The 23,680-nt window shown below is 69.0% G+C and carries 21 protein-coding genes; 10 read left to right on the forward strand and 11 right to left on the reverse strand.

The features are described from left to right. Window position 1: 1 nt before the first annotated feature. The 10 genes from U7230_RS00685 to U7230_RS00730 form a co-directional block, all read right to left on the reverse strand. Window positions 2-1,114 carry an ABC transporter ATP-binding protein gene (locus tag U7230_RS00685; protein ID WP_324716838.1) on the reverse strand — a complete coding sequence of 371 codons (1,113 nt, stop codon included), beginning with the start codon at window positions 1,112-1,114 and terminating at the stop codon, window positions 2-4. Then, window positions 1,107-1,886 carry an ABC transporter permease gene (locus U7230_RS00690; RefSeq protein WP_324716839.1) on the reverse strand — a complete coding sequence of 260 codons (780 nt, stop codon included), beginning with the start codon at window positions 1,884-1,886 and terminating at the stop codon, window positions 1,107-1,109. Before U7230_RS00690 ends, U7230_RS00685 begins: the two co-directional genes overlap by 8 nt. Further along, window positions 1,883-2,704 (reverse strand): ABC transporter permease, encoded by an 822-nt coding sequence (locus tag U7230_RS00695; RefSeq protein ID WP_324716840.1) that lies wholly within the window; start codon window positions 2,702-2,704, stop codon window positions 1,883-1,885. Before U7230_RS00695 ends, U7230_RS00690 begins: the two co-directional genes overlap by 4 nt. Before the next feature lie 34 nt (window positions 2,705-2,738). Then, window positions 2,739-3,791: an ABC transporter substrate-binding protein gene (locus U7230_RS00700; protein ID WP_324716841.1), complete on the reverse strand. Its 1,053-nt coding sequence runs from the start codon at window positions 3,789-3,791 to the stop codon at window positions 2,739-2,741. Window positions 3,792-3,909: 118 nt separating this feature from the next. Next, the gene (locus U7230_RS00705) at window positions 3,910-4,923 is read right to left on the reverse strand and encodes a helix-turn-helix transcriptional regulator (RefSeq protein WP_324716842.1); all 1,014 of its coding nucleotides are present in this window, start codon (window positions 4,921-4,923) and stop codon (window positions 3,910-3,912) included. 425 nt (window positions 4,924-5,348) lie between these two features. Next, the gene (nrfD, locus tag U7230_RS00710) at window positions 5,349-6,578 is read right to left on the reverse strand and encodes an NrfD/PsrC family molybdoenzyme membrane anchor subunit (RefSeq protein WP_324716843.1); all 1,230 of its coding nucleotides are present in this window, start codon (window positions 6,576-6,578) and stop codon (window positions 5,349-5,351) included. Next, window positions 6,575-7,447: a 4Fe-4S dicluster domain-containing protein gene (locus U7230_RS00715; protein ID WP_324718150.1), complete on the reverse strand. Its 873-nt coding sequence runs from the start codon at window positions 7,445-7,447 to the stop codon at window positions 6,575-6,577. Before U7230_RS00715 ends, nrfD begins: the two co-directional genes overlap by 4 nt. 291 nt (window positions 7,448-7,738) lie before the next feature. Then, window positions 7,739-8,320, reverse strand: coding sequence for a DJ-1/PfpI family protein (locus tag U7230_RS00720; protein ID WP_324716844.1), 582 nt, complete (start codon window positions 8,318-8,320; stop codon window positions 7,739-7,741). Then, window positions 8,299-9,594 (reverse strand): CaiB/BaiF CoA transferase family protein, encoded by a 1,296-nt coding sequence (locus U7230_RS00725; protein ID WP_324716845.1) that lies wholly within the window; start codon window positions 9,592-9,594, stop codon window positions 8,299-8,301. Before U7230_RS00725 ends, U7230_RS00720 begins: the two co-directional genes overlap by 22 nt. A gap of 14 nt (window positions 9,595-9,608) precedes the next feature. Next, window positions 9,609-10,769 (reverse strand): acyl-CoA dehydrogenase family protein, encoded by a 1,161-nt coding sequence (locus U7230_RS00730; RefSeq protein ID WP_324716846.1) that lies wholly within the window; start codon window positions 10,767-10,769, stop codon window positions 9,609-9,611. A gap of 161 nt (window positions 10,770-10,930) precedes the next feature. Between U7230_RS00730 and U7230_RS00735 the strand changes: the two genes are divergently transcribed. Continuing rightward, the gene (locus U7230_RS00735; RefSeq protein WP_324716847.1) at window positions 10,931-12,328 is read left to right on the forward strand and encodes an MFS transporter; all 1,398 of its coding nucleotides are present in this window, start codon (window positions 10,931-10,933) and stop codon (window positions 12,326-12,328) included. Window positions 12,329-12,356: 28 nt separating this feature from the next. Here the strand turns inward: U7230_RS00735 and U7230_RS00740 are convergent, their stop codons facing one another. Beyond that, the gene (locus U7230_RS00740) at window positions 12,357-13,109 is read right to left on the reverse strand and encodes a cyclase family protein (protein ID WP_324716848.1); all 753 of its coding nucleotides are present in this window, start codon (window positions 13,107-13,109) and stop codon (window positions 12,357-12,359) included. A gap of 218 nt (window positions 13,110-13,327) precedes the next feature. Between U7230_RS00740 and U7230_RS00745 the strand changes: the two genes are divergently transcribed. The 9 genes from U7230_RS00745 to U7230_RS00785 all read left to right on the forward strand — a co-directional run bounded on the left by U7230_RS00745 (window position 13,328) and on the right by U7230_RS00785 (window position 23,674). Continuing rightward, a complete protein-coding gene (locus U7230_RS00745) occupies window positions 13,328-14,071 on the forward strand; it encodes an N-acetylmannosamine-6-phosphate 2-epimerase (protein ID WP_404980606.1) in 744 nt (247 codons plus the stop codon). After that, entirely contained in the window at window positions 14,043-14,930 is an 888-nt protein-coding gene (locus U7230_RS00750; protein ID WP_324716850.1) for a MurR/RpiR family transcriptional regulator, read from the forward strand. The genes U7230_RS00745 and U7230_RS00750 overlap by 29 nt, the downstream gene beginning before the upstream one ends. 117 nt (window positions 14,931-15,047) lie before the next feature. After that, a complete protein-coding gene (locus U7230_RS00755) occupies window positions 15,048-16,388 on the forward strand; it encodes an ABC transporter substrate-binding protein (RefSeq protein ID WP_324716851.1) in 1,341 nt (446 codons plus the stop codon). A 205-nt stretch (window positions 16,389-16,593) separates the two neighbouring features. Then, window positions 16,594-17,361 carry a carbohydrate ABC transporter permease gene (locus U7230_RS00760; protein WP_324716852.1) on the forward strand — a complete coding sequence of 256 codons (768 nt, stop codon included), beginning with the start codon at window positions 16,594-16,596 and terminating at the stop codon, window positions 17,359-17,361. After that, window positions 17,358-18,251: a carbohydrate ABC transporter permease gene (locus U7230_RS00765; protein ID WP_324716853.1), complete on the forward strand. Its 894-nt coding sequence runs from the start codon at window positions 17,358-17,360 to the stop codon at window positions 18,249-18,251. The genes U7230_RS00760 and U7230_RS00765 overlap by 4 nt, the downstream gene beginning before the upstream one ends. Continuing rightward, entirely contained in the window at window positions 18,248-19,228 is a 981-nt protein-coding gene (locus U7230_RS00770) for an ROK family protein (protein WP_324716854.1), read from the forward strand. The genes U7230_RS00765 and U7230_RS00770 overlap by 4 nt, the downstream gene beginning before the upstream one ends. Before the next feature lie 88 nt (window positions 19,229-19,316). Next, on the forward strand, window positions 19,317-20,759 hold the full coding sequence (locus U7230_RS00775) for an FAD-dependent oxidoreductase (RefSeq protein ID WP_324716855.1): 1,443 nt from the start codon (window positions 19,317-19,319) through the stop codon (window positions 20,757-20,759). Continuing rightward, window positions 20,760-22,046, forward strand: a complete 1,287-nt coding sequence (locus tag U7230_RS00780; RefSeq protein WP_324716856.1) for an alpha amylase family protein — start codon at window positions 20,760-20,762, stop codon at window positions 22,044-22,046. Beyond that, window positions 22,043-23,674, forward strand: a complete 1,632-nt coding sequence (locus tag U7230_RS00785) for a DUF4127 family protein (RefSeq protein ID WP_324716857.1) — start codon at window positions 22,043-22,045, stop codon at window positions 23,672-23,674. Before U7230_RS00780 ends, U7230_RS00785 begins: the two co-directional genes overlap by 4 nt. The last annotated feature ends 6 nt before the right edge of the window (window positions 23,675-23,680 follow it).

Here is a 23,680-nt window from a genome sequence, read left to right on the forward strand (position 1 = left end):
TTCACGCCTCCTCGAAGGCGAGGGCGGCGTCGGGCTCGACGGCCACCTCGACCGCGTCTCCCTCGCCCCAGGTCGCCTGCTCCGCGGGCACCTCGGCGGCCAGCTCCCCGGCGGGCGTGCGCACGGTGTAATGCACCGTGCCGCCCTGGAAAATCCGCAGGAGAATCGGCCCGCGCAGGCCGGGCTCGCCGCCGGGGGTCGTAAGCCGCGCCGCATCCGGTCGGAAAGCCACGGTCACGTGCCGGCCTGGGTGCAGGCGGCTCGAAGCCCGCACGCGCATCCGGCCGCCGGGGAAGGCCACCGTCGCGAGACGCTCCCCGGGGACACCTTGGCTTTCTTCCAAACCGATCACCTGGGCCCGGAAACGGTTGGAGAACCCCATGAACTGAGCGACGAAGAGGGTCCCGGGACGGCGGTACACCTCTTCGGGCGTCCCGATCTGCTCGATCCGGCCGTCCCGCATGACGATGACCCGATCCGACAGAGCCATGGCCTCCGACTGGTCATGGGTGACGTAGACCATGGTCACCCCGAGCCGGCGCTGGACGCGCCGCAACTCGCCCCGCATCTCGACACGAAGGCGGGCGTCGAGGTTGGAGAGGGGTTCGTCGAGCAGCAGCAGTTGAGGCCGGATGACGATGGCCCTGGCCAGCGCCACGCGTTGTTGCTGGCCTCCCGAGAGTTGCCCGGGAAGCCGCTGGTCCAGCCCCTCCAGGCCGACCATGCGCAGCGCTTCACCCACTCTGCGGCCGATCTCGGCGGCGCCCAGGTGTCGCAAGCGTAGCCCGAACGCAACGTTTTCGAAGACGGTCAGGTGAGGAAAGAGCGCGTAGCTTTGAAACACGAGCCCGATGTTGCGGCGGTTGGGGGGCACGTTCGTATAGTCGCGCCCGCCGATGGTCACGTACCCGCGCTGCACCGGGATGAAGCCTGCCATCACCCGGAGCGTGGTCGTCTTGCCGCATCCGCTCGGCCCGAGTAAGGAGACGAGCTCTCCCCGCTCGGCCTCGAAGGAGATGCCCTGCAGCGCCCACTCGCCGGGACGGTACGCCACCGCCACGTCGCGAAGCTGGAGAAAAGGGAGGGACGGCTCCTGCCCCATGCCTTCAGACATAGCGCGACAGCCCCAATACCCGCTCCGTCGCCTGGACCACCAGCAGGGTGAAGAGGATCAACAGGGTCGACAGGGCGGCGATGGAGGGATCGTAGTAATACTCCATGTAAACCAGCATTTGAATAGGTAAGGTGGCTATCCCCGGTCCCGTCAAGAACAACGAGACCGAAACGTTGTTGAACGAGGTGATGAAGGCGAGAACCGCGGCCGCGAGCATGCCGCTGCGGATGTTGGGCAGCACGACCCGGAGGAAGGCGCCCAGCCGCGACGCTCCCAGGCTGACGGCGGCCTGCTCCACGTCGATGGGTACGTTGGCGAGACTCGCGAGCACCACCCGTACGGCGTACGGGATCAGCAGCGCCGTGTGGCCGATCAAGAGGCTGGGCAGGATCGGCAGCCGCGCGGTCAGGACGAAGTAGCGCAGCAGGGCGAGGCCGACCACGAGCTCGGGAACGATGACCGGGGCGGTCGCCAGCAGTTGAACGAGGCCCTTGCCCCGGAAGTCGAACCGTGCCGTGGCGTACGCGAGCGGGATCCCGATGAGCAGCGCTCCGAGCGTGCTCACCACGGCCACGACGAGGCTTGTCCGGAAGCCGTCGACGAACATCTGCTGATGCAAGACCCGGCCGAACCACTCGAGCGTGAACGAACCGGGCGGGAAGCGGAGCGAGCGCTCCCGGCCGAACGCCGCCACGAAGACCACCAGGAACGGCCCCAGGAGGAAGAAGAGGAGAACCGCCAGGGCGACCCGGGGCGCGAGCGGCTCTTTCATGCAGGCCGCCCCCTGGCTGCGGAGGCCGTGGCGCCCCGGCGCAGGATGGTGCTGGCGGCCAGGGTCGTGGCCAGCATGATGACCGCGATCACGGTGGCCGCTTGCCAGTCGAGGGTGACCGACGCCTTCTGATAGAGCAGGGTGCTCAGCAGGAGCTGGCGAGGGCCGCCCAGGACTGCGGGCGTGACGTAAGCCGTCACCGAACCGGTGAAGACCAGGGTGCCCCCGACCACCAGGCCCTCGGCAGTGAGCGGCACCAGCACCCGCCGGAAGAGCTGCCACTCGGACGCCCCCAGGCTACGGGCCGCGAGCACGACCTCGCGCGGGACGTTCTCGAAGGCACTCATGAGCGCCAGCATCATGAGCGGGCTGAACAGCTGCAAGAGCCCGACCACGACCGCCGTCTCCGTGTAGAGGATCGGTACGGGCCGGCTCGCCAGCTGCAGGGCGCGCAACGACTCGTTGATGAGGCCATATCGCCCCATCACGACGAGCCAGGCGTACGTGCGGGCCACGGGGCTCGTCATGAGGGGCAGGATGACGAGGGAGACCAGCAGGGTGCGACGTGCCGGTGACGTCACGCGGCTGGCCGCGTACGCCGCCGGGTAGCACAGGAGCACCGCCAGCAGGGTCACGACCCCGGCCACCCGGAGCGTTCGCCAGAAGGCGCGCTGGGCGACCGGGTCGCCGACGACTTTCCCATAGGCGGCCCAGGTGAGGCCCGTGCCGGGCTCGTAGAAGCTCCCGCCCAGCACCAGGGCGAGGGGGATCAGGAAGAAGAGCCCCAGGAAAGTGAGTGCGGGCGCCACGAGCCACACCGTGGCGCCCTTGCCCGTGGTCCACATGCCCCGTTCAGAAGGCGATCTCCCGGTTCCAGCGGTCGACCCACTGCTCCCGCGCCTGCAGGAGATAGTTGGGGTCCAGGAAGATGAGCTTCTCGATGTTGTCCTGGCCGTAGGTGAGCAGCTTGGCCTTGTCCGGCGGCAGCTCCACCTTGCGGTTGACCGGGGAGTCGACCAGATCCAAGGCCTCCGCCTTCTGGACCTGCTCGCTCAGAAGGAAGTCTACGTACCGGTAGGCCGCGTCGAGGTTGCGAGTGCCCTTGACGATGCCCAGCACGTTGACGAACCCCACGCTACCCTCTTTGGGAGCCACCCAGCGCAGGGGGAGCCCGGTCTCCAGCAGCTGGCCCCAGGCGATGCGCAGCACGGGTGCGGCCCACACCTCCCCCTGTTGGAAGAGCGTGACCAGCTGGGAGGAGCGGTTGTAAAACGTGACGACGTTATCGCGCAGGGCCTTGAGGCGGGCGAAGCCGACGTCGACGTCCTTCTCGGAGCCGCCCCAGGCCCGGCTCGCCATGACCACCGTCGCCGGGCCCTGGGTCGTGGTGATGTCCGGCAGGCTGATGTGACCCGCCAGATCGTCGCGCCACAGATCCTTCCACGACGTGATGGGCGTCTTGATCTTGTCCGTGCGGTAGACGATCCCGTAGTCCTGTACGGTGTAGCCCACGGCGTAGTGGCCGCCGACGGGATCTTTGGCCCAGTCGTAAATCTGGTCGTAGTTGGACAGGCGGGAGACGTCGATGGGCTGCAACAAACCCTCCTTGACGGCCCGGGCGGCGAAGTCGTCGGTCAGGTGCACCACGTCGACGTTGGGGTTGCCCTTGCGTACCATGAGCTTGGTGAACCGGTCCGAGTTGTTGCCGAGTTCGTACGAGATCCGGACGCCGGTCGCTTTCTCGAACGGCTGGGTGATGTTCTTGTTAATGAGATCAAGATTGAATCCCCACGTGGAGACGGCCAGACTGCCCGCCCCCCATGCCGAGAAGGAAACGAGCGACATCCCCAGCGCCAGGGCTCCGGCCAGCGGCCACCGCAACCGGCGCAGCCCCTTGTTTTGCACGCAGGGCACCACCTTTCGGGGGTCTTGGAACAGCGAGCCGGTATGAGGCATCCGACCCCAGGCGGCCCCCACCGGCCCGTCCACCTTGGGCATGTTATCGCATGAGAGCATGCGTTCGTCAAGGAGAAGGGGGCGTGGACGAGGTGTCACCCCCTCCTGCACCGGCAGGGGCCTCGTGAACCTCGAGCAGCCCGCGAGCCAGCATGGCCACGCGTTCTCGCAGCACCGGGGGCGACACGACCCGGGCCTGCCCGGCGTAGCCCACCACGATCTCCGCATACCAGTCGAGGTCGGAGACGGGAATGGTGAGGGTGGCCTTGAAGCTGCCGTCCGCCTGCCGCTCCAGACCCTCCCGGAAGAAGCGGTCGTCGACCACCCTGCGGCCGGCCTGGGGCGAGAAGTGCACCTCGATCGGCAGGCGCTCCTCGGCACGCTGCTCGTAGTCGAACAGACCCCTGACCCAGGCCGCCAGGTCGAAGGTGCGCGGCAACGTATAGGAGCTCGTCAGGAGCTCCGCGCGGGTGACCCGGTCGAGCCGGAACGACCGCAAGCCCCCTCGCAGGTGGCAGTGCGCCGGAGCGTACCACCGCCCGCGTACGCACGCCAGTCCGTACAGGTCGACGGTCCGCTCGGTCGAGTGCCCGGTGGTGGGCACATGGTACCAGATGCGAAGCTGCCGGCGCTCCCTCAGGGCCCGGACGGCCGTGGCAAAAACCGTAGCGGGCACCTGGGCGTCGGGCAGCATCCGGCTCACGTCGACGCCGGCGCCCACGTCGACGACGTGGTCCCTCAGCTCCTGAGGGAGCGCCGCCTGGATGCGCAGCCACGCCCCCCGGGCGGCCTCCCGCATCGGGTGGTCCCGGGAACCGACGGCCTGGAGCGCCGTCCACAGGGCAATCGCTTCGTCGGGCGTCAGCGTGAGCGGCATGAGCCGGTAATCGGCGGGCAACTCGTAGCCCCCGCCTGCGCCCGCCTGGGAGATGAGCGGCAGCCCCCCTTGTCCGAGGGCATCCAGATCGCGATAGACCGTACGCTCGCTGATCTCGAAGGTGCGCGCGATCTCAGCGGCGGTAACCCGGCGCCGGGCGAGCAACAGAAGGGTAATGGCCGCAAGGCGTTCCGTCCGGTTCATGGGGATCACCCAAAAGGGTGTTCGGGGGCAGGCGGTGCCTTTCCTCCTCCTCCGAGCCGCGGCGACCCTTCGCGCGAGGGCCGGCAAGCTTCGCCACGAGCCTCTGCAACCAGCGCGGTGGCCGGCGACGCCAGAGGCGCAGCACGTAGGTCAGGTAATCCCAGTCGGGGCGCCGGTATTCCCGGCTGAGCTCCCGCCCCTCCGGCAGGAGCAGAAGCGGGTGGACCTGTCGTTGCCCCGCACCGGCGGCCGCATCCAACCACGGGTGCCTGGGTGACTCCAGCATACGAACCCTCCTCGAGGTCGATCGCTGGGGTCACTGTCGCGCCGGCTCCCTGACAGCAGACTGTCAGGGAGCCGCATGGAGAGACCGGGTCACTTCACCGCCGTCATCCGGGGCGCTTCGGCCCCTCTTGCGCACGGCCTCAGCGCGCCGCCTCGCGACCGTGCTCGAAGAGGGGCAGGCGACGGGCGACCCAGTCGTAGGCCAGTATCCCGGCGCACACCATGCCCGCCATCACGAGCCACTCGATGGCCGACGGCACGTAGGGCAGCCAGGCCGCCTCCCGCATGGAGGTGAGGCCCGTATCCAGCCGGTGCAGCAACACGCCCGCGGCCGTGAAAGCTGCCGCGGCCACTCTCCACTCCTGGCCACCCGCACGCACTCCGGCGGCCAGCAGCAGGGCGAGCGGCAGGACGATGCCCATCACGAGCTCGGCCCAGGCAAGTGCCCCCTCGAGGCCCCAAGAGGTCCGCCACGGGCCCGTACCCCGCAGGCTCCAGTCCCCCAGGCGTACGGCCAGGTACAGGACCAGCACGCCCGTCAGGCCCCGGGCCAGGCCTGCCCGGATGGACTCGGCAACCGGCTGTCCGTACACCCGGTCGGCCACCCAGGCCAGCAGCTGTAGGACGGCCAGCCCTGCCGCCACCGACGAGACGAAGAAGATCAGGGGCAGCCAGGGGGTGTACCACATCGGGCTCATGCGGCTCGGGGCGATGAGGAAGAGACTGCCGAGGCTGCTCTGGTGGAGCACGCAGAGGGTGGCGCCCGCTCCGGCGATGGGCGCGATGAAGTGCTGTACGATGCGGCCGGCGCGCTGCCACCCGAGCTTCTCGAAGGCCACCGGGCTGAACTCCAGGGCCAGCACCGTCGTGTACAGGATGACGCACCAGCACACCTCGAACAGCACCGAGTGGGGCTGCCACATCACGATGGGGTGCCAAATGCGGTGGGGCTGCCCGATGTCGACGAACAGTGAAGCGATGGCCGTTAGGTACCCGATGAACCCCGCCAGTACCGCCGGGCGTGCCAGCGACTCGTAGCCGTGGTGGCGGAAGACGTGTACCCACGCCGCCACGACGAACGCGCCCGCCGCCAGCGGGATGCCGGCCACGACCCCGAGGATCTTCCACAGACCCCACGGCCAGGCGTCGCTCAGGTGGGTCGCCGCGCCCAGCCCGTAGATCATGCGGTAGCCGGCGGCCACCAACGCGGCGGCCACCACCAGACCCATCGCCAGGCGGACCGGCCCGGCAGCCTGCAGGGACGGCCTGATGCTCTCGACGAGCCCCGCCCGCTCGGAGCCGGAGGCCGCCGGCACGGCCCCGAGGGCAGAGCCCGAAGAGTTGGCCGCGGGGCGCCAGTATGGCCTCATGCGTGGTTACCTCCTCGCCCTTCGATGACGTGGGCCGCCGCCAGCAGTCCGGCGATGCCCACTGCGATGGCCGGGACCCTTTGCATCCAGGCCCGGGTCCTCTGCGGCGGCGGCGTGGTGCCCACCCGGGCGAAGCCGAGCTGCTCGAAGGGCACGTCCGTAATGAACAGCCACGACGTGCCGCCCGCCTCTTCGAGCCCGTAAATGTGCTGGACGTAGCGGTCGGGCTCGGAGGCGAGGCGGGCCCGCGCCTGCTCGACCAACTCGTCGCGCCGGCCGAACAGCGTCGCTCCCGTGGGACACGCCTCGGAGCAAGCCGGCTGCTTTCCTGCGGCGATCCGATCGGCGCAGAAGTCGCACTTGGCCACCAGGGGGAACGTCTGGTCCCACTGGTAGCGGGGCACCTGGAAGGGGCAGGCGATCATGCAGTAGCGACAGCCGATGCACTTGCCGGCGTCGTAGACCACGGGGCCTTCGGCCGTCTTGCGCAAGGCGCCGACGATGCAGGCATCGGCGCAGGAAGGCTGCAGGCAGTGGAAACACTCGGTGCGGACGAAGCGCGGCTCCTCGGACCCCTTGACGGCCACCTCCCGGACGGCCGTCCATCGCTCGCCGTCCAGTTGCTGGCCTTCAGGATCCCCCTTCCAGCCGTTTTCCTCCTGGCAGGCGAACACACAACTGCGGCATCCCACGCACTGGGTGATGTCCACCAGCATGGCCCAGGCCTGCCCGTCGACCACCGACGCTGCCCGGGCGGTACGCCCGGCGGCTCCCGTAGCGGCCCGGGCTGCCGCCGCGCCGGCCAGCGCCGCACCCCACCGTAACAACCGGCGCCTGCCCACGACCCGCTCTGGTTGGGACACGGCCATCACCTCGCAAGCCTCCCGTAATGTCGCCTGGCTCCAATGCAAGCCTAGGCGAAGTGGCTGGCGAGTAGCTGGCGTGCGCCTTGCTCACAGCGTGCCGCCACCTTGCACGCGTCTTGCACACTGTGAAAGCGTGCACAAAGTGGACCGGGGTGCAACGCACTCCAAAGGCGAGAAGCGGAGGGCGAGAAGCGGAGGAGGACGGCAGCGAGCCGTCCTCCTCCTGACCGTGGCTGCGGCGTACCGGCTGGCCGCGGCCCTGTCGTGCCGGCGCCTGACAGGCTGCCTGCGATGTCAGGGCGCGATCCGGGTACCCAGCACCTCCAGGAAGCGAGCGATCCACTTCGGGTGGGCCGGCCAGGCCGGCGCCGTCACCAGGTTGCCGTCCACGTGGGCCTCGTCCACGGCCACCTCGACCCACCGTCCCCCTGCGCGGCGCACCTCAGGGCCGACGGCCGGGTAGGCCGTGCACGACCGGCCCTCGAGCACCCCGGCGGCCGCCAGCACCTGGGGCCCGTGGCAGATCGCCGCGATCGGCTTGTGGGTCTCGGCGAAGTGCCGCACGATCGCCAGCACCCGCTGGTCGAGCCGGATGTACTCGGGCGCCCGGCCTCCCGGGATGACCAGCGCGTCGTACGCTTCGGGGCGGACGTCGTCGAACGTGGCGTTGAGGGCGAAGTTGTGACCCGGCTTTTCGCTGTACGTCTGGTCGCCTTCGAAGTCGTGGACGGCGGTCCGCACCTTCTCCCCGGCCTTCTTGCCCGGGCAGACGGCGTGAACGGTATGCCCCACCGCCTGCAGCGCCTGGAACGGCACCATCACCTCGTAATCCTCCACGAAGTCACCCACGAGCATCAGAATCTTGCGTACGGCCACGGCTCCGTTCTCCCCTTTCCGCGCAAAGCCGTCCGGACGATGCCGGCGGCCTCCATCGCCTCGATGCGCTGCTCCTCCATGCCCAGCACGTCTCGGAGCACCTCGGCCGTGTGCTCTCCCAACAGGGGCGGCGGCGCGCCCCGCCCGGCCGGCGTCCGGGAGAAATGCTGGAATGGGCTCGCCACCATGGGGAGTACCCCGGCCGCCGGGTGAGCGGCCTGCCACACCAGCCGGCGAGCCTGGGCCTGCGGGTCGGCGAACACCTCGCCGAGGTCGTAGACGGGCGAGACGGGTACCCTGGCGGCCTGCAGCCGCCGGATCCACTCCCCGCGCGGGCGGGCCCGGATCGCCTCGGCCAGGATGGCCACCAGCTCCTCCCGGTGCTCCACCCTCGCCGCGTTGGTGGCAAAGCGGGGGTCACGCGCGAGACCCGCGAGGCCGGCCGTGTCGGCAAACCGGCGAAACTGGTCGTCGTTGCCCACCGCCACGATGAGCCAGCCGTCGGCCGCCTCGAACGCCTGGTACGGCACCAGCTGCGCGTGGGCGTTACCCAGGCGGCGAGGGACTCGGCCCGTGACGAGATAGCTCTGGGCGAGATTGGCCATGGCCATGACCCCGACGTCGAACAAGGAGAGGTCCAGGTGCTGGCCCAGGCCGCTCCGATCCCGCTCCCGCAGCGCGGCCAGCACGCCCACCGCTGCGGTCAACCCCGTCATGACGTCGATCCAGGCGACCCCGACCTTGGTCGGGGGCCCGTCCGGGCAGCCGGTGACGCTCATGATGCCGGTCATGCCCTGCAGGGCGATGTCGTAGCCAGGCTCCATGGCCCGGGGCCCGTCGTGGCCGAAGCCGGTGATGGAGACGTAGACGAGCCGGGGGTTGGCACCGGCGAGATGCTCGTAGTCGAGCCCGTAGCGGGCGAGGTCGCCGGTCTTGAAGTTCTCCACCAGGACGTCGGCCCGACCGGCGAGCGCTCGTACGACCTGGCGTCCCTCCTCGTGTTTGAGGTCGACGGCAAGGCTCTTCTTGCCCCGGTTGGCGGAGAGGAAGTAGGCGCTCTCGCCTCCTACGAACGGGGGGCCCCAGCCACGCGTCTCGTCCCCCCAAGGGGGCTCCACCTTCCACACCGTGGCTCCGAGGTCGGCTAGCACTTGGGTACAAAAGGGCCCGGCCAGGACCCGCGAGAGGTCCAGGACCTTGATCCCCTGGAGTGGGACAGGGGCCCTCTCCGGGACGGCGCCCAGGGTGCCGGTGCTCTCCTCCTTTGAAAGCATGGCCGCCTGGCCCCCTACTCGAGGGCTCCCAGGCCGGTGATCTCCCGACCCAGGATGAGGGTGTGGATGTCGTACGTGCCCTCGTACGTGTCCACGGTCTCCAGGTTGAGCATGTGACGGATGGCGTGGTACTCCAGGGTGATGCCGCTGGCCCCCAGGATCTCCCGGGCCGCTCGCGCCGCCTTCAGCGCCGCCCGGACGTTATGGCGCTTGGCCATGCTCACCTGCGCGAAGTGGAGGGCTCCCTCGTCCTTCAGCCGGCCCAGCCTCCATGCGAGCAGCAGCCCGGCCGTGTGATCGGTCAGCATGTCGGCGAGCTTGGCCTGCACCAGCTGGCGCCCGGCGATGGGGCGGCCGAAGGTGATCCGGCTGCGGGCGAACTCGACCGCTTCCTCGTAGACGGCCTCGAGCGCTCCCAGGGCGCCCCACGCGATGCCGTAGCGGGCCTGGGTCAGGCACGAAAGGGGGGCCCGCAACCCCTCGGCTCCGGGAAGCCTCGCCTCCTCGGGCACCCGCACTTCGTCGAGTACCAGCTCCGAGGTCACGGACGCCCTCAGGCTCATCTTGTGGGGCACCTCCCGGGCCGTGAAGCCGGGCGCGTCGGTCGGCACGAGAAAACCGCGCACCACGCCGCTTTCCTCTTCCCGTGCCCAGATGACGGCGACGTGCGCGATGGTGCCGTTGGTGATCCACATCTTCGTGCCCGACAGCACCCAGTCCCTTCCGTCCCGGCGGGCCCGGGTCTTCATCGCCCCGGGGTCGGATCCCCCCTCGGGCTCGGTCAGGCCGAAGCAGCCGATGAGCTGGCCGGAGGCCATCCGGGGCAGGTAGTGACGCTTTTGTGCCTCGGAACCGTACGCGAAGATGGGATACATGCAGAGTGCCCCCTGCACGCTCACGAAGCTCCGCAGGCCCGAGTCGATGCGCTCGAGTTCGTACATGACCAGACCGTAGGCGACGTTGTCGATGCCGGCGCAGCCGTACTGCTCCGGCAGATTGGCGCCGAGAAATCCCATCTCGCCGAACCGCGGGATCAGGTGGCGCGGGAAGGTCCCTGCCTCCCACCACTCGCGGACGTGGGGCAGGGCTTCGGACTCGAGGAGGCGGCGGGCTTCTTGCTGGATCTGGCGTTGCTCGGGCGTGAAGAGGTCGAGGGCGTGCAGGTAGTCCAGCATGGGCGCCGAGTACCCCCTGTCGCGGCGGCCGGATCGGGCCGGCAGGCGGCTCTTGCTCTCTGCTGTACCGTTTTGCCCGGCACGAGGCAGACTCCTCCCGGCGGCGCTCGATGATATGATGAACGTCGCGGATCGAGCGCTGCGACGAGGGTGGACGAGCCTTGGGGCTCCATGCGAATGCTCCCGGGCGGGCCGGAGAGCTGGCTGCGGTGCTGGGAGCCAGCCTGACGCGAACCTTCACCGAACTGGTCATCTTCGGCTACGTCCCTCTCTACCTCTATGCCTCCGGGGAACGCCGGATCACGCAGCTGGCCCTGGTCACGGCCCTGCCGGCTCTGGTGAGGTTCGTGGCGGCCAACGCGTGGGGGGCGCTGGTCGACGTGACGGGCCGGCCCGAGCGCGTGCTGTTGGTCGGCATCGCAGGCTACTGGCTGGCGAGCGTGGGCTTGCTCCAGGTCTCGACCGGCTTGCAGGCGATGGTGGTGGTGAGCCTGACGGCCGCGCTCTTCGCGGCGCTGTCGCCGGCCGGCAAGGCCCTGGTATCGCTGGCGGGCGAGACGGCAGGTCGAGCGGTGCCCGGCGCGGCGGCCACCTCCCGGGACGGGCGCCCTGCTGCTTACCGCCCGCTTGCGTGGTGGCTGCAGCTCGAGTCGTGGGGATGGCTGCTCGGCAGCGCCGCAGTGGCGGCCCGCGGGCGGCTGGGGCTTTCTCCTCAGGGCCTGCTTCTGGTCGTTGCAGGGGCCGTGACCGTACAGGGCGTGTGGGCCGGCCTGGCCTTGCGAGGCCTGCCCGGGCGCCGTAAGGCTTGCGCAGCGCGCTCCTGGATCGCTATGTTCCACGGGCGGCTCGCCGGAATGGTCGCCGACTGGCGCCGGCTGTACGGCCGGGGGACCATGGCGCTGCTGTTCGCGGTGTTCGGACTGTCCGCGCTGGCCGCGGAGGCGAGCTTCACGGTGTTCGGCTTCTACTTCACGGGCGTGCTGGGAGGGAGCGAGTCCGGGTACGGCGTCACCGTGGCGGCGAGCACGGGTCTCGGGCTGTTGGTGTACGCCGTCATGGGGCGGCCGGGCGTGCGTCTTGCTCCCGGCCCGCTCATGGTCGCGGGCGCCGTGCTCTACGGCGTGACGTACGCCGTCATGGCCGCGGCGCCCGGGGCTCTCACGGCGGCCATCGCCTTCGGGCTTCCTGTGTACGCGCTGCTCCGCATCGGGGCGACGTGGTCGGCCGGAGCCCTCACGCGGGCCGACGAGCGCGGGGGAGGAATGGGCGGCCTGGACGGAGCCGAAGCGCTGGCTACGGCCCTGGGCGCGCTGGCCGCCGGCCTCGTCGCCGATGGGTGGGGTTTCCGGGCCGTGTACTGGGCTGCCGCAGGCGTGGCGGCGCTGCTGGCCGGGCTCGCCTGGCAGTTGAAGCGGCGGCTCGAGGAGCGTTGTACGGCGGCCTTGCCCGGCCAGACGGCCGTGCCTCGAGTTGCACCTGCTCTCGACGCGAACCGCCTCCGGCCAGACGAAATAACGCCCGCCGGAAACACCGCGGAGCCGGGCGGTTGCGGCCCATGACATGCAGCCGCCGGGCGCCGCGCGGAAGCTACGGCACCAAGGCCAGCACCGACGCCGGGGAGCCGGAGCCGTCACGCAGGCGCAGGACCCCGATGACGAGGGTCGCGCCCGTGGGAGGCAGCTCGTCGAGGTGGGCCAGGCACTCGAGGACGAGGCGCGGCGGTGGCTCGATGGCCGGATCCGGGGCGAAGGAGGGCTCCTCGAGCACCAGCCGGTTGACGGCAAAAGAGGAGTCCCACCCCGGCTCCACTCCGGGGGCATCGGTCCCGAGACCCCGGATACGGCGCTCCTGTAGGAGCCACCGGGCGACCTCGACGCCGAATCCGGGGAAATGGAGCCGGCCCTCGGCGTCCAGCCCGAGAAAGGCACGCGGGTCGCTCCACCGCTCCTGCCAGCCGGTGAACAGGAGCACCACGGACCCGGCGGGGATGTCCCCGTGTCGCCGCTCCCAGGCTCTGATGTCCTCGACAGCGAGCGTGTAGTCTGGGGCGGCGGCCGCGCGTTCCCGGACGTCCACGAGGACGGCGGGCGTAACGAGCGCCCCCGGGGGGTACTCCGAGACGCTCGATCCCCTGGGGTGGAAGCTCTTCGGGGCGTTGAGGTGGGTGCCGCTGTGCTCTCCCATGCTGAACCGCCGCAGGTAGTACCCGTTGCCCTCGATCGTGGCCACGGTTTCGAAGGTCACGAGCGGATCGCCGGGCCAGGCAGGACTGCCGGGCTCGAGGACGTGGGTGAGGTCCACCACCTTCCGGTAGACGATGACGTTGCCCAGGCGCTTCACCCCCGGGAAGCGATCGGTACCGGTGTACCTCACTTCGGCGAACGGAGGTGAGGGTCCTCGGCGAAAGGAAGCGAAGAGGAGCGTGAGCAGGGAAAACCGGCGTCGCGGGAGAGGGGGCGGAGCTTTTCTCCACCGGATCAGCCGCTGATGAAGGAGGGATGCTCCACACGTCGAAATCGTTCGTGCGAGAGGGGTTACGCCCGGAGATGCCGGGATCCGTGCTGGAGAGTCTGGCGGGCGGCCTCATCGTGTCGTGCCAGGCCGGTGAGGGAGACCCGCTGCATGGGCCGCATTTCATGGCCGAGATGGCGAAGGCGGCCTACCAGGGAGGGGCTCGGGGTATCCGGGCCAACGGAGCCGCGGACATCCGTGCCATCCGGCAGGCGGTACCCCTTCCCATCGTCGGGATCGTAAAGCGCCACTACCCGGGCTCTCCCGTTTACATCACCCCGACCCTCGCCGAGGCGCTGGAAGTGCTGGATGCGGGGGCCGACGTGGCGGCGTGCGATGCGACGGCGCGCCCCCGGCCCGGCGGGTGGACCTTGGAGCGGCTCGTCGAGGAGATGCGGGCCAGGAGCGCGGTACCACTCATGGCCGACGTGAGTTCGGTCGAGGAGGGCGTACGGGCCGCCCGTCTCGGCTTCGACGTCGTCGCCACGACGCTCGTGGGATACGCCGGCGATCACGAGCCCCTGGGGTACCGGCCCGATTTCGCCCTCATCGAGCGGATGGTGGCGGAGGTGACCGGGCGTTTCGGGGTGCCGGTCATCGTCGAGGGGCACATCTGGGAGCCGGACCAGGCACGCCGCTGCCTGGAGCTCGGAGCGTTCGCCGTGGTGGTGGGGACGGCCATTACCCGGCCGCAGCTCATCACCCGGCGGTTCGTGGAGGCCATGGGACGCCGGCGCACGGATCAGGGGGAGGGAGGGGGCCATGAGGACAGCGCGACGGTTCGAAGATGAGACGGTGAGCGGCAGGCCGTCGGGGTTGGCCCGCCTGCACAGCAGCCTCTCGGCCCTGACCGAATCTGAGCAGAAGGTAGCGGCCGTGGTGCGCCAGGACCCGCATGGTGCCGTCTATTCCTCGGTGACTGAGCTGGCGGCCGCGGCCGGCGTTGGAGAGACCACGGTGCTGCGCTTCGCCCGCAGGCTGGGCTACCGTAGCTACCAGGACTTCAAGATGGACCTGGCCCGCGACATCTTCTCGGCGGGCGGCGGTCATCCCGCTCACCCAATGGCCTCAGAGGGAGCGGGCCGCGACCTGCTCCAGTGCGCCACCGAGGAGAACCGGCGCGTCATCGTGGATACTTCTTCCATGCTCGATCGGCAGGCCCTCGCTAAAGCGGTCCAAATCCTCAGCAAGGCCCGGCAGATCCACTTCTACGGTGCCGGCCATTCCGGCATAACCGCGAAGGATGCCCGCCACCGCTTCTGGAGATTGGGCTTCTCGGCCCACGCATTCGATGACTCACACTTTCAACTGATGGCTGCCGCCACATTGTCGCCCGAGGACGCGGCGGTCGGCCTCTCCGTCTCCGGCAGCTCCCGAGACGTGGTGGAGTGCCTCGAGATGGCCCGAAACCGGGGCGCCAAGACCATCGCCATCACGGGATACCAGCGATCACCGATCACCCGCGTGGCGGACGTCGTCCTCTTGACCGTCACCCGGGAGATGCCGCTGGAGTCGGGTTCGTTCACGTCCAAGATAGGGCAGTTGCACGTCCTCGACATCCTTCTTCGGCACCTGGCCGAGTCGAGGGCTGACCTGGTGCGCCGGCGCCAAGAGGAGACGGGCCGGGCCATCTCTGGCAGATTCTACTGAAAGGGGGGAATTTGCGGGGAGCCTCCATCCGGTGTTGTGGCTGGCCATACCGTTGCGTTGGCGGCACGTGGGTGTCCGGGGCATTCACACGGCGTCAGACCGAAGGAGGAGCGGTGTATGAAGTCGGGCTTGCGTTGGTTGCTAGTCGCTTCAGCAGCATTGGCAGTGAGCCTCGTCACGACCGTGGCCGCCGTTGCCGAGACGACCGTTACGGTCGCGTACTGGCCCGGCCCCGAGAGCGACGCGATGCAGCAGGTGGTCAACTGGTGGAACGCCAACAAGGCGGCTCAGGAAGGGTTCCGAGTCCGGTTGCTCACGTTCACCCGTCAGGACTACTTCACCCGTGAAATGACCGCTCTGGCAGCGGCCAGCACGGAATTCGACGTCGCGTTCACGACCACGTACATCGTGGGTGAGATGGCGCCCTACCTGGAGCCGCTGGATAACCACTTCGAGCGACTGGGAGCGTCGGACAACCTCAAGGTCTACATCCCGTCGAGCCTCGATTCGCTCCGGTTCAACGGAAAGCTCTACGGGATCCCGACCGACGTCAGCAACCACTTCCTGTACTACCGAAAGGACCTGATCCAGCGACTGGTCTCTGACCGCATCTGGCAGCAACGGTATCGGGAGATCAGCCAGAAGTACCTTGGCAAGGCTCTCGAGCCGAAGCAGCCGTCGGAGTGGGGCATTGACGACTACGTCGCCGCGAGCCTGTTCTTCACGCAGAGCATCAACCCCGACTCACCGACGCAGTACGGGACGGTGCTGCAGCTCAAGAACCTCATCTTCAACGTCATGGTCTGGAACGACTTGCTGTGGGGCGCGGGCGGCAAGTGGCTGGAGAACGGAGAACCGGCCCTGACCTCTCCTGCAGCGGTCAAGGCGCTGGACGCGTACGGGATCATCATCCGCAACCGTGCGACGCCGCCGGATTCGCTCAACTACGAATTCGCCGAGGCGAACGCGGCCTTCGGGAGCGGCCGGGTGGCTACCATGGTCCAGTGGTCGGCGGCCTACCATCAGCTCACGGACAAGCGCAGCTTTCCAGGGCTGTCCGACAAGGTGGCCCTTGGACCGGTGCCGGGCAATCCTCATGCCACCCACGTCCATAGCCTGGGGCTCGGCATCAACGCGGCCTCGCCTCGCAAGGAGCAGGCTGCCCGATTCCTCGCGTTCCTGGCGTCGCGGCAGGCCATGGAACTGTATGCGAAGAGCGGTGGACTGCCTCCTGTGTCGGCCGTGTTGAGCGGGATGGCCAACACGCGGCCTGAGTTCCCGCTCGTTGCCGAGCACGTGGAGAAGTACGGGTACGTGGAACACACCGGTCCGGAGACCCGGGCCATTCTACAGGCTCTAGCAGACCACCTGAGCGCCGCCTGGGCAGGCAAGGTCGGCACGACCGAAGCCCTCAAGCGGGCCAACGAGGCGGTCCATGAGATCCTGAGGAAGAAGTGACACACCGGGACGCCATCAAGCCACAAGCCTAGCTTACGAGTCGCCGGAGGGCCCCTCGGTAAGGGCCCTCCGGCACCGGCAGTCGGGGGAGTAAGGCATGTCGGAACGCCTTCAGCGGGGATTGTTCTTGGCCCCGCTGGTGGTCCTTATGGGCGGACTTCTCGGATACCCGCTTGTCAGTGACCTGTGGCTGAGTCTGCGCGACGTGAAACTTAGCAACTTTCGCATGGGCCCGCCGTGGGTAGGCCTTGCTAATTACGAGCGGGTGCTGGCGGATGCTGCCTTCTGGCGCTCGATAGGGTTCAGCCTGGAGTTTGCGACGGTGACGACCCTCGTGGAGGTGGGCATCGGGCTGGCCATCGCGCTTTTCTTCTGGAGCCAGTTCCGCTCTTCGAGGGCCATTGTCAGCCTCATGCTGCTGCCCATGATGACCGCGCCCTCTCTGCTGGCCATCATGTTCCGTCTCATGCTGAACGACTTCGTGGGCATCGTCCCCGTCACGTTGCAGATGTTCGGGCTACCGCAGGTGTCGATGCTGGGACCTGACTGGGTATGGCGCACCCTTGTGGCCATCGACGCGGTCCAGTGGACTCCTTTCGTGTTCCTCTTGATTTATACCGGGCTTCAAGGGCTCCCGGAGGAGATCATCGAAGCGGCTTCCGTCGACGGCGCGAGCACAGGGCAGACCATCCTTCGCGTCATCGTCCCGCAGCTCTCGCCGACCCTGGCTGCCACGGCCTTCTTGCGGTTCATCGACACCTTCAGGATCTTCGACAGCATCTACGTGCTCACGGGCGGTGGTCCGGGCGATCTCACTACCAGCGCCAGCATCTACATCTACAAGCAGGCCTTCGGAAACGGTGACCTGGGAGTTGGGATCGCGGCGGCCGTGATCCTCTTGACCATCATCATGGCCCCGGTGGGCCTGGGTACCGGCCGCCTCTTCCGTGCCGGGGGAGGTGAGCGCGGGTGAACGCCGTCCAGGCGCAACAAAGGGTAGGGCCGTTGGCCTCGCCGGTCGCTCTCCCCCGCCAGGGGCGTATCCGGCGACTTCAGCGGGTCGCGGTATGGATGCTCACCGTGGTGATCCTGGGGGTGTTCAACTTTCCGTTCCTCAATACGCTGATGATCTCATTCAAGGATCCCGTCGACATCACTGCCGTGCCGCCCAAGCTGGTCTTCCAACCCGTCTTGAGCAACTACGGGGAGCTCTTTGGTGACCCGACGGTGCCCTATGGCCGCTATCTGCTCAACACGATCCTCATCGCGGCGGGTGCGGCGTTGTTGACCATCCTGGTGACGCTGCCGGCTGGCTTCATAACCGCTCGCTTCGGGACGGGCCGGCGCGTGCTGTTCCCCGTCATTTCCAGCCTTCGGGCGATCCCGTACGTGGTCTTCGCCATCCCCATCTACATCATGTTCCAGCGGGTCCGGCTCATCGACACCCCGGTCGCGCTCATCCTCATCAACACGGCCATCAACGTCCCGTTGGCGCTGGTTCTATTCTCGGTGGCGCTGCGGGAGATCCCCGTCACGCTGGATGAGGCGGCCCGCATCGACGGATGCTCGACGTGGGGCGTCTTCCGGTACGTGATCGTCCCGCTTTCCGGCCCCATATCGGCCAGCGTGGGCATTCTCAGCTTCATCGGTACTTGGAACGAATTTCTGTTCGGCCTGTTGCTCACCGTTGAGCGCGCCACCCCGGTCACGGTGGGGACCACCATGTTCATCACGTCGTGGACGATCAAGTGGGGTAGCATCGCAGCGGCCCTCGTGCTTGGGACATTGCCCATTGTGTCATTTACCACGCTGGCCCAGCGATACCTGATCCGGGGCCTGACGGCGGGGGCCATCAAGGGATGAAGCAGATGGGGGAGGGTCGGCTGCTTGCCTGGGCGGTGGGCATCGACATCGGCGGCACCAAGATCGCCGGCGGTCTCGTCTGCAGCGACGGGCGAATCCTTCACCTGAACAGGCGTCCCTCTCGTGCAGGGGAGGGCCCGGGGGCTGTGGCGGCGACGGCCGTCGAGGTGGCGAAGGGGCTCGTGGCGTGTGCCACGGCCGAGGGGCTTCGCCCTGTCGCACTGGGAATCGGTACCGGGGGTCAGGTTGACACCGTCAAGCAACAAATCGTGGGATCAACGGCCGTCATTCCCGGCCTAGCCGGTTATCCGCTTCGGGAGCAGTTGCAGGAGGAGACAGGCCTGCCAACGTTCTTGGACAACGACGCCAAGGTGGTGGCCAGGGCAGAAGCACTATGGGGAGCCGCTCAAGGGGTCAGGGATGCCATCATCGTGACGCTGGGGACGGGAATCGGCGGGGCGGTTATCGTCAATGGCGACGTCATCGATGGAGCCCGAGGATTGGCGGGACACCTGGGGCACATAGTGGTGCAACCGGATGGTCCGACGTGCTCCTGTGGGGGTAGAGGCTGCCTTGAGGCGCTCGCCTCCGCCACCGCCATCTTGCGAGCGGCCCGGGAGAAGGCCGCAAACGATCTGACGCTGGGGGCCCGGGTTGTCGACGCGACCGCGGTGTTTCGGTTGGGCGCGCAGGGGGTCTCGTGGGCGAACGCCTTGCTGGACCGGGCGGCAAATGCCATCGGGCTGGGTCTGGCAGGCTTGGTGCACACCTTCGATCCGGAACTCATCGTGGTAGGCGGCGGCCTGGCTGCATGGGGAGAGCCGTGGCGTGAGCGGTTGGCGGCAGCCATCCGGGCTCGGGTGATGGAGTCGTTTCGTGGCCATTTTGAGGTACGGCTCGCTCGATTCGGCCCGGATGCAGGAGTGGCCGGGGCGGGTGCTCTGGCGCTTGCGCGGGTTGGCTCGGGTGGTTGGTAGGCATGAAAACCTGCCCCGTCTTGGACCGCTTGTCATCACAGGGGCTGGCGTCGCGTCATCGAACCCCTGACAGCGGGAGGGGGCTTGGATGTCACGGGTTGAGGGCCGAGGTGGCCATAGAGGCACCGCCACCGTCGTACGGACAGAGGCATCGGGCGATCCTGCCTACGCGCCGGCCGGGCGCTTCGACGTGGTCGTGGCCGGCGGGGGCACCGCGGGCAGCGTGGCGGCCATCGCCGCGGCCCGCAACGGGGCGCGCACGCTGCTGGTCGAGGAGCAAGGCTTCCTGGGCGGGACGGCGACGGGAGCGCTGGTGACGCCCCTCATGCCCAACCGGCTCGGGCAGACCAACCTCAACCGCGGCATCACCGACGAGATCAAGGCCCGGCTGGCCACGATGGGCGGGGGCGGGGCGACGCCGGAGAACGACGGCTGGTTCGACCCCGAGGCGCTCAAGGCGGTCCTCGAGGAGATGGCCCTCGAGGCCGGGGTGCAGCTGCTGTACTACACTCGCGTCATCGAAGCCCTGGTCGAGACGGCAGACGGGGGGCCGCGTCAGGTCACCGGCGTCCTGGTGCACAACAAGTCCGGGCTGCAGCGCATCCGAGCGCGCGTCGTGGTGGATGCCACCGGCGACGCCGACGTGGCGGCCAGTGCAGGGTGCGAGATGCGAAGCGGGGGCGAGCAGGGCGAGCGGCAGGCCTTTTCCGTGCGCTGGATAGCGGGTGGCGTCGACGTGCCGAAGCTGGCCCGGTTCGTCGAGAGCCTGGGTGGGCAGCCGTGGCCTGCACCCTACTTCGAGGCCGCCATGGTATGGGGCCGGGGGCACGTGCTGGAGGACGTCTTCCGCAGAGCGGTGGAGGCCGGGGATCTGCTGGAGGCAGACGGGGAGTACTTCCAGTGCTTCAGCGTGCCGGGGCGGGCCGACGCCCTGGCGTTCAACTGCCCCCGTATCGCCCGCCGAGTCGATGGGACGAGCGCCGAGGACCTCACCTGGGCCCAGATCGAGGGGCGGCGGGCGATCCGGCGGCTCGTCGCGTTTGTTCGCAAGTATCTGCCCGGTTGCGAGGGCGCGTACGTGCAGCAGGTGGCGCCCATGGTCGGCGTGAGGGAGAGCCGGCGCATCGTCGGCGATTACGTGCTGACCCTGGACGACATCGTGACCGGCCGCAAGTTCCAGGACGCCGTGGCGCGCAATCGCTACCCGGTGGACATCCACCTGGTGAGGGACGGCGGCAGGGGGGGTGGGGGGCTGGTGCTGGGAAGCGGCCGCCCCCCCGAGGGCGACTTCCACGAGATCCCGTATCGCTGCCTCCTGCCCAGGGGGGTGGAGGGGTTGCTGGTGGCCGGGCGGTCGGTTTCGGCCACCTTCGAGGCGCAGTCGGCCATCCGGATCCAGCCCAACTGCCATTCGCTGGGGCAGGCGGCCGGGACGGCCGCCGCACTGGCCGCCGCCAGGGGCGTTACCCCCCGGGGGCTCGACGCCGCCTTGCTGCGGCAGATCTTGCGCGAACAGGGGGCGTACGTCTGAATGGCCTCGTCCCATCCGCGACGCCACGTGCTCTGGATCGACGCGACGGCCAACTTGCCGCGCACGAGCAGCACCGAGGGGCTGCGATCGCTTCTCGGGCGCGCCAGGGAGGCGGGCTTCACGACGGTGGTGGTGGACGTCAAGCCGACGAGCGGGGAGGTGCTCTACCCCAGCCGCCTGGCACCCGTCTTGCGGCAATGGCGCTCGGGGGTTTCGTTGCCTGCGGGCTACGACTTGCTGGGTACGGCCGTCGAGCTGGCCTACCGGGAGGCGCTCGAGCTTTTCGCCTCCGTCAACGTCTTTTGCGAGGGGGCGGTCCACGAGGGCCGGCTGCGTGGCCTGCTGGCGGGCGATCCGGCGCGGGCGGGATGGGAAGTCGTCGCGTACCGGGAGGGGCGCCTCGATCGGCTCACCCGCTTCGCGGGGGAGCATTGGGCGTTCGTCGACCCGGCCAACCCTGAGGTGCAGGCGTACGAGCTCGGGATCCTGCGGGAAATCCTGGCGGCCTACCCGGTCGCGGGGATCGTGCTGGATCGGGCTCGTTACCCGGGGATCGTGGCCGACTTCGGGGAGCATACGCGCCGCCGGCTCGAGGCGCTGGTGGGGCGGGCGGTTGCCCGCTGGCCCGAAGACGTTTACGAGGAAGCCGATCCGGGCGCAGCTTCTGGCGGCGAGGGAGCAGCGGCCCACGAGGAAGGGTCCGGGGCCGTCCGCACCACGGACGGCCGCTGGATCCGCCCCGGGCCTTGGTACGGTGCCTGGCTCCAGCTGCGGGCGCAGGTGATCCGGGAGTGGATGGAAGCGGCCCGCCGCACGGTGTCCGGCACACGGCCGGGCGCGCTGCTCGGGGCGTATGCGGGCAGCTGGTATCCCGTCTACCATGAGGTGGGCGTCAACTGGGCCAGCGCCGCCCTCGCCTCTGCGCTGGAGCACGTGGTGCCGGACGTGCGGCCCCTGATCCCCAGGGGGTACCCGGCCACCGGGTACGCCGAGATCCTCGACCTCTTCTTCTCCGGCAACTACTACCCACAAGTCTACCGGCACGAGGCCGAAGGGGCTGAGTGGAAGAGCGTCGAAGGGGCTGCCCGCCTGGTGGACGCGGTGACGGGCCGGGTGCGGCCCACCTACGCCGGCATCTACCTGGAGCAGTACCGGGGACGCCCACGACGGGCCCAGGAGGCCATCCGCGTGTGCCGGGAGGCGAGCGACGGCGTGATGGTCTTCGACGCGTCCCACGTCGAGGAGTGGGGATGGTGGGACGCGATCGGGGAGGCTTTGCGGCTGTGAGGCGCGTCGCCCTGCTGCCGCTGGACGAGCGGCCGTGCAACCACGCCTACCCCGTGATGCTGGGGGCCGTGGCGGGCATCGAAGTGGCCGTACCCCCGAAAGAGCTCATGGGCCGCAAGAAAGAGCCTGCGGATACCCGTCTCCTGGGCGATTGGCTCCGTGCCGAGTCCGAGCGCGCGGACGGGCTGATCGTGGCGGCAGAGACGCTGGCTTTCGGCGGTCTCATCCCGTCTCGCGTCGTGGGGGTCAGCGAGGAGGAAGCGCTGAAGCGCCTGGATGCCTTGCGCCGGATCCGCCAGCGCCGCCCCGAGCTGCCCATCTTCGTCCAGAGCGTGATCCTGCGGACGCCGGGGTATGACAGCGACGACGAGGAGCCGGGGTACTGGGCCAGCTACGGCAAGCGCCTCTACGTGCTCTCTGTGGCGGAGCATGCGGTCGAGCTCGGTCCGCGGGCGTGGGATGCGTTGCGAAAGGGCGGGGAGGCCCATTTGCCGCCGGTGGTGGCGCAGGAGCTCGGAGCGCTCGACTTCGATGGGGTCGTGGCCCGGCGCGCCGCGCTCGAGGCGGAGGTCCCGGCCGGCGTGCGGCAGGACTGGCGCTGGCGGCGAGCGCGTAACCACCAGGTCAACCGGGCGCTGGTGGAGCTCGTGGCCGAAGGGGTGGTGGATTTCCTCGTCCTCACCCAGGACGACAGCCCGCCCATCGGTCTGCACGCCAGGGAGCAGCAGGCGCTGGCGGCGTTGGTAGCGCAGCGGGGGGTGCACCGCAGGGTACGCATCCACCCGGGCGCGGACGAGACCGCCCTGGTGCTCCTCGCCCGGCAGGCGCTGCGGGATCGGGGCTTGCGGCCCCGCGTCGGGGTGCGGTTTTCGTCGATCGCGGGCCCCGGGGTCGTGCCGCTTTACGAAGATCGGCCGCTCATGGAAGGAATCAAAGGGCACGTAACGGCCCTCGGCGCCCTGTTGAGCCCCGATTTCGGCGAGAGCGAGCTGGCTTTGTTCGTCAACAGTCCCGACGGGCCGCAGCACGAAGCACCGCTGCAGGCCCTTCCGGGCGAGTCGGTGGGCAAGGGCCGCAACCTGCCGGAGTTTCTGGATGCCTTGCAGGATGCCCTGGAGAGGCGGCCGGAGCGGCCGGCGGCGCTGGCCGACGTCGCTTACGCCAACGGTGCGGACCGGGAGCTCGTGGAGATGCTCCCGGCGTACCTATCTCCATGGGCCCTGGGAGCTTACGCCGGGTGGAACACGGCCAGCAACACCATCGGAACGGCCCTCGCCCATGCTGCGCTTCGGCTGGTGGCGCGGGGACTCGGCGGCGACGAACGGGTGGCCAGCGAACGGGCGCACCGCAGCTTCCTGGCGCTCCGTTTTACCGAAGACTGGGGCTATCAGGCCGTCGTCCGCCAGGAACTGGTCGAAGCTGCCGTTCGGCTCGGCGTGTCGCCGTACGCCCTGGGCAGCCACCGCGAGGCCCTCGCCGAACGAGCGCGGGAGCGGCTTCAGGCGACGATGGATCGCTGGCCGGGTGCGGCATCGGGGTCGCCCCGGATCCGGGTCGAGCGGGTCGATTTCCCCTGGGACCGCCTGTTCGAGGTGGCTCTGGGGGTGCGGATCGACGCCGGCCCATGACGGGCC

The organism is Limnochorda sp. L945t (assembly GCF_035593305.1).
Lineage (GTDB): Bacteria > Bacillota > Limnochordia > Limnochordales > Geochordaceae > Carboxydichorda > Carboxydichorda subterranea.

Excerpts from the sequence above, each read along its gene's own strand:
- U7230_RS00715 (WP_324718150.1), bottom strand. The coding sequence starts at position 7,447 with ATGGCCGTGTCCCAACCAGAGCGGGTCGTGGGCAGGCGCCGGTTGTTA.
- nrfD (WP_324716843.1), bottom strand. The coding sequence starts at position 6,578 with ATGAGGCCATACTGGCGCCCCGCGGCCAACTCTTCGGGCTCTGCCCTC.
- U7230_RS00750 (WP_324716850.1), top strand. The coding sequence starts at position 14,043 with ATGAGGACAGCGCGACGGTTCGAAGATGAGACGGTGAGCGGCAGGCCG.
- U7230_RS00755 (WP_324716851.1), top strand. The coding sequence starts at position 15,048 with ATGAAGTCGGGCTTGCGTTGGTTGCTAGTCGCTTCAGCAGCATTGGCA.
- U7230_RS00690 (WP_324716839.1), bottom strand. The coding sequence starts at position 1,886 with ATGAAAGAGCCGCTCGCGCCCCGGGTCGCCCTGGCGGTTCTCCTCTTC.
- U7230_RS00705 (WP_324716842.1), bottom strand. The coding sequence starts at position 4,923 with ATGAACCGGACGGAACGCCTTGCGGCCATTACCCTTCTGTTGCTCGCC.
- U7230_RS00725 (WP_324716845.1), bottom strand. The coding sequence starts at position 9,594 with ATGCTTTCAAAGGAGGAGAGCACCGGCACCCTGGGCGCCGTCCCGGAG.
- U7230_RS00685 (WP_324716838.1), bottom strand. The coding sequence starts at position 1,114 with ATGTCTGAAGGCATGGGGCAGGAGCCGTCCCTCCCTTTTCTCCAGCTT.
- U7230_RS00775 (WP_324716855.1), top strand. The coding sequence starts at position 19,317 with ATGTCACGGGTTGAGGGCCGAGGTGGCCATAGAGGCACCGCCACCGTC.
- U7230_RS00730 (WP_324716846.1), bottom strand. The coding sequence starts at position 10,769 with ATGCTGGACTACCTGCACGCCCTCGACCTCTTCACGCCCGAGCAACGC.
- U7230_RS00780 (WP_324716856.1), top strand. The coding sequence starts at position 20,760 with ATGGCCTCGTCCCATCCGCGACGCCACGTGCTCTGGATCGACGCGACG.
- U7230_RS00770 (WP_324716854.1), top strand. The coding sequence starts at position 18,248 with ATGAAGCAGATGGGGGAGGGTCGGCTGCTTGCCTGGGCGGTGGGCATC.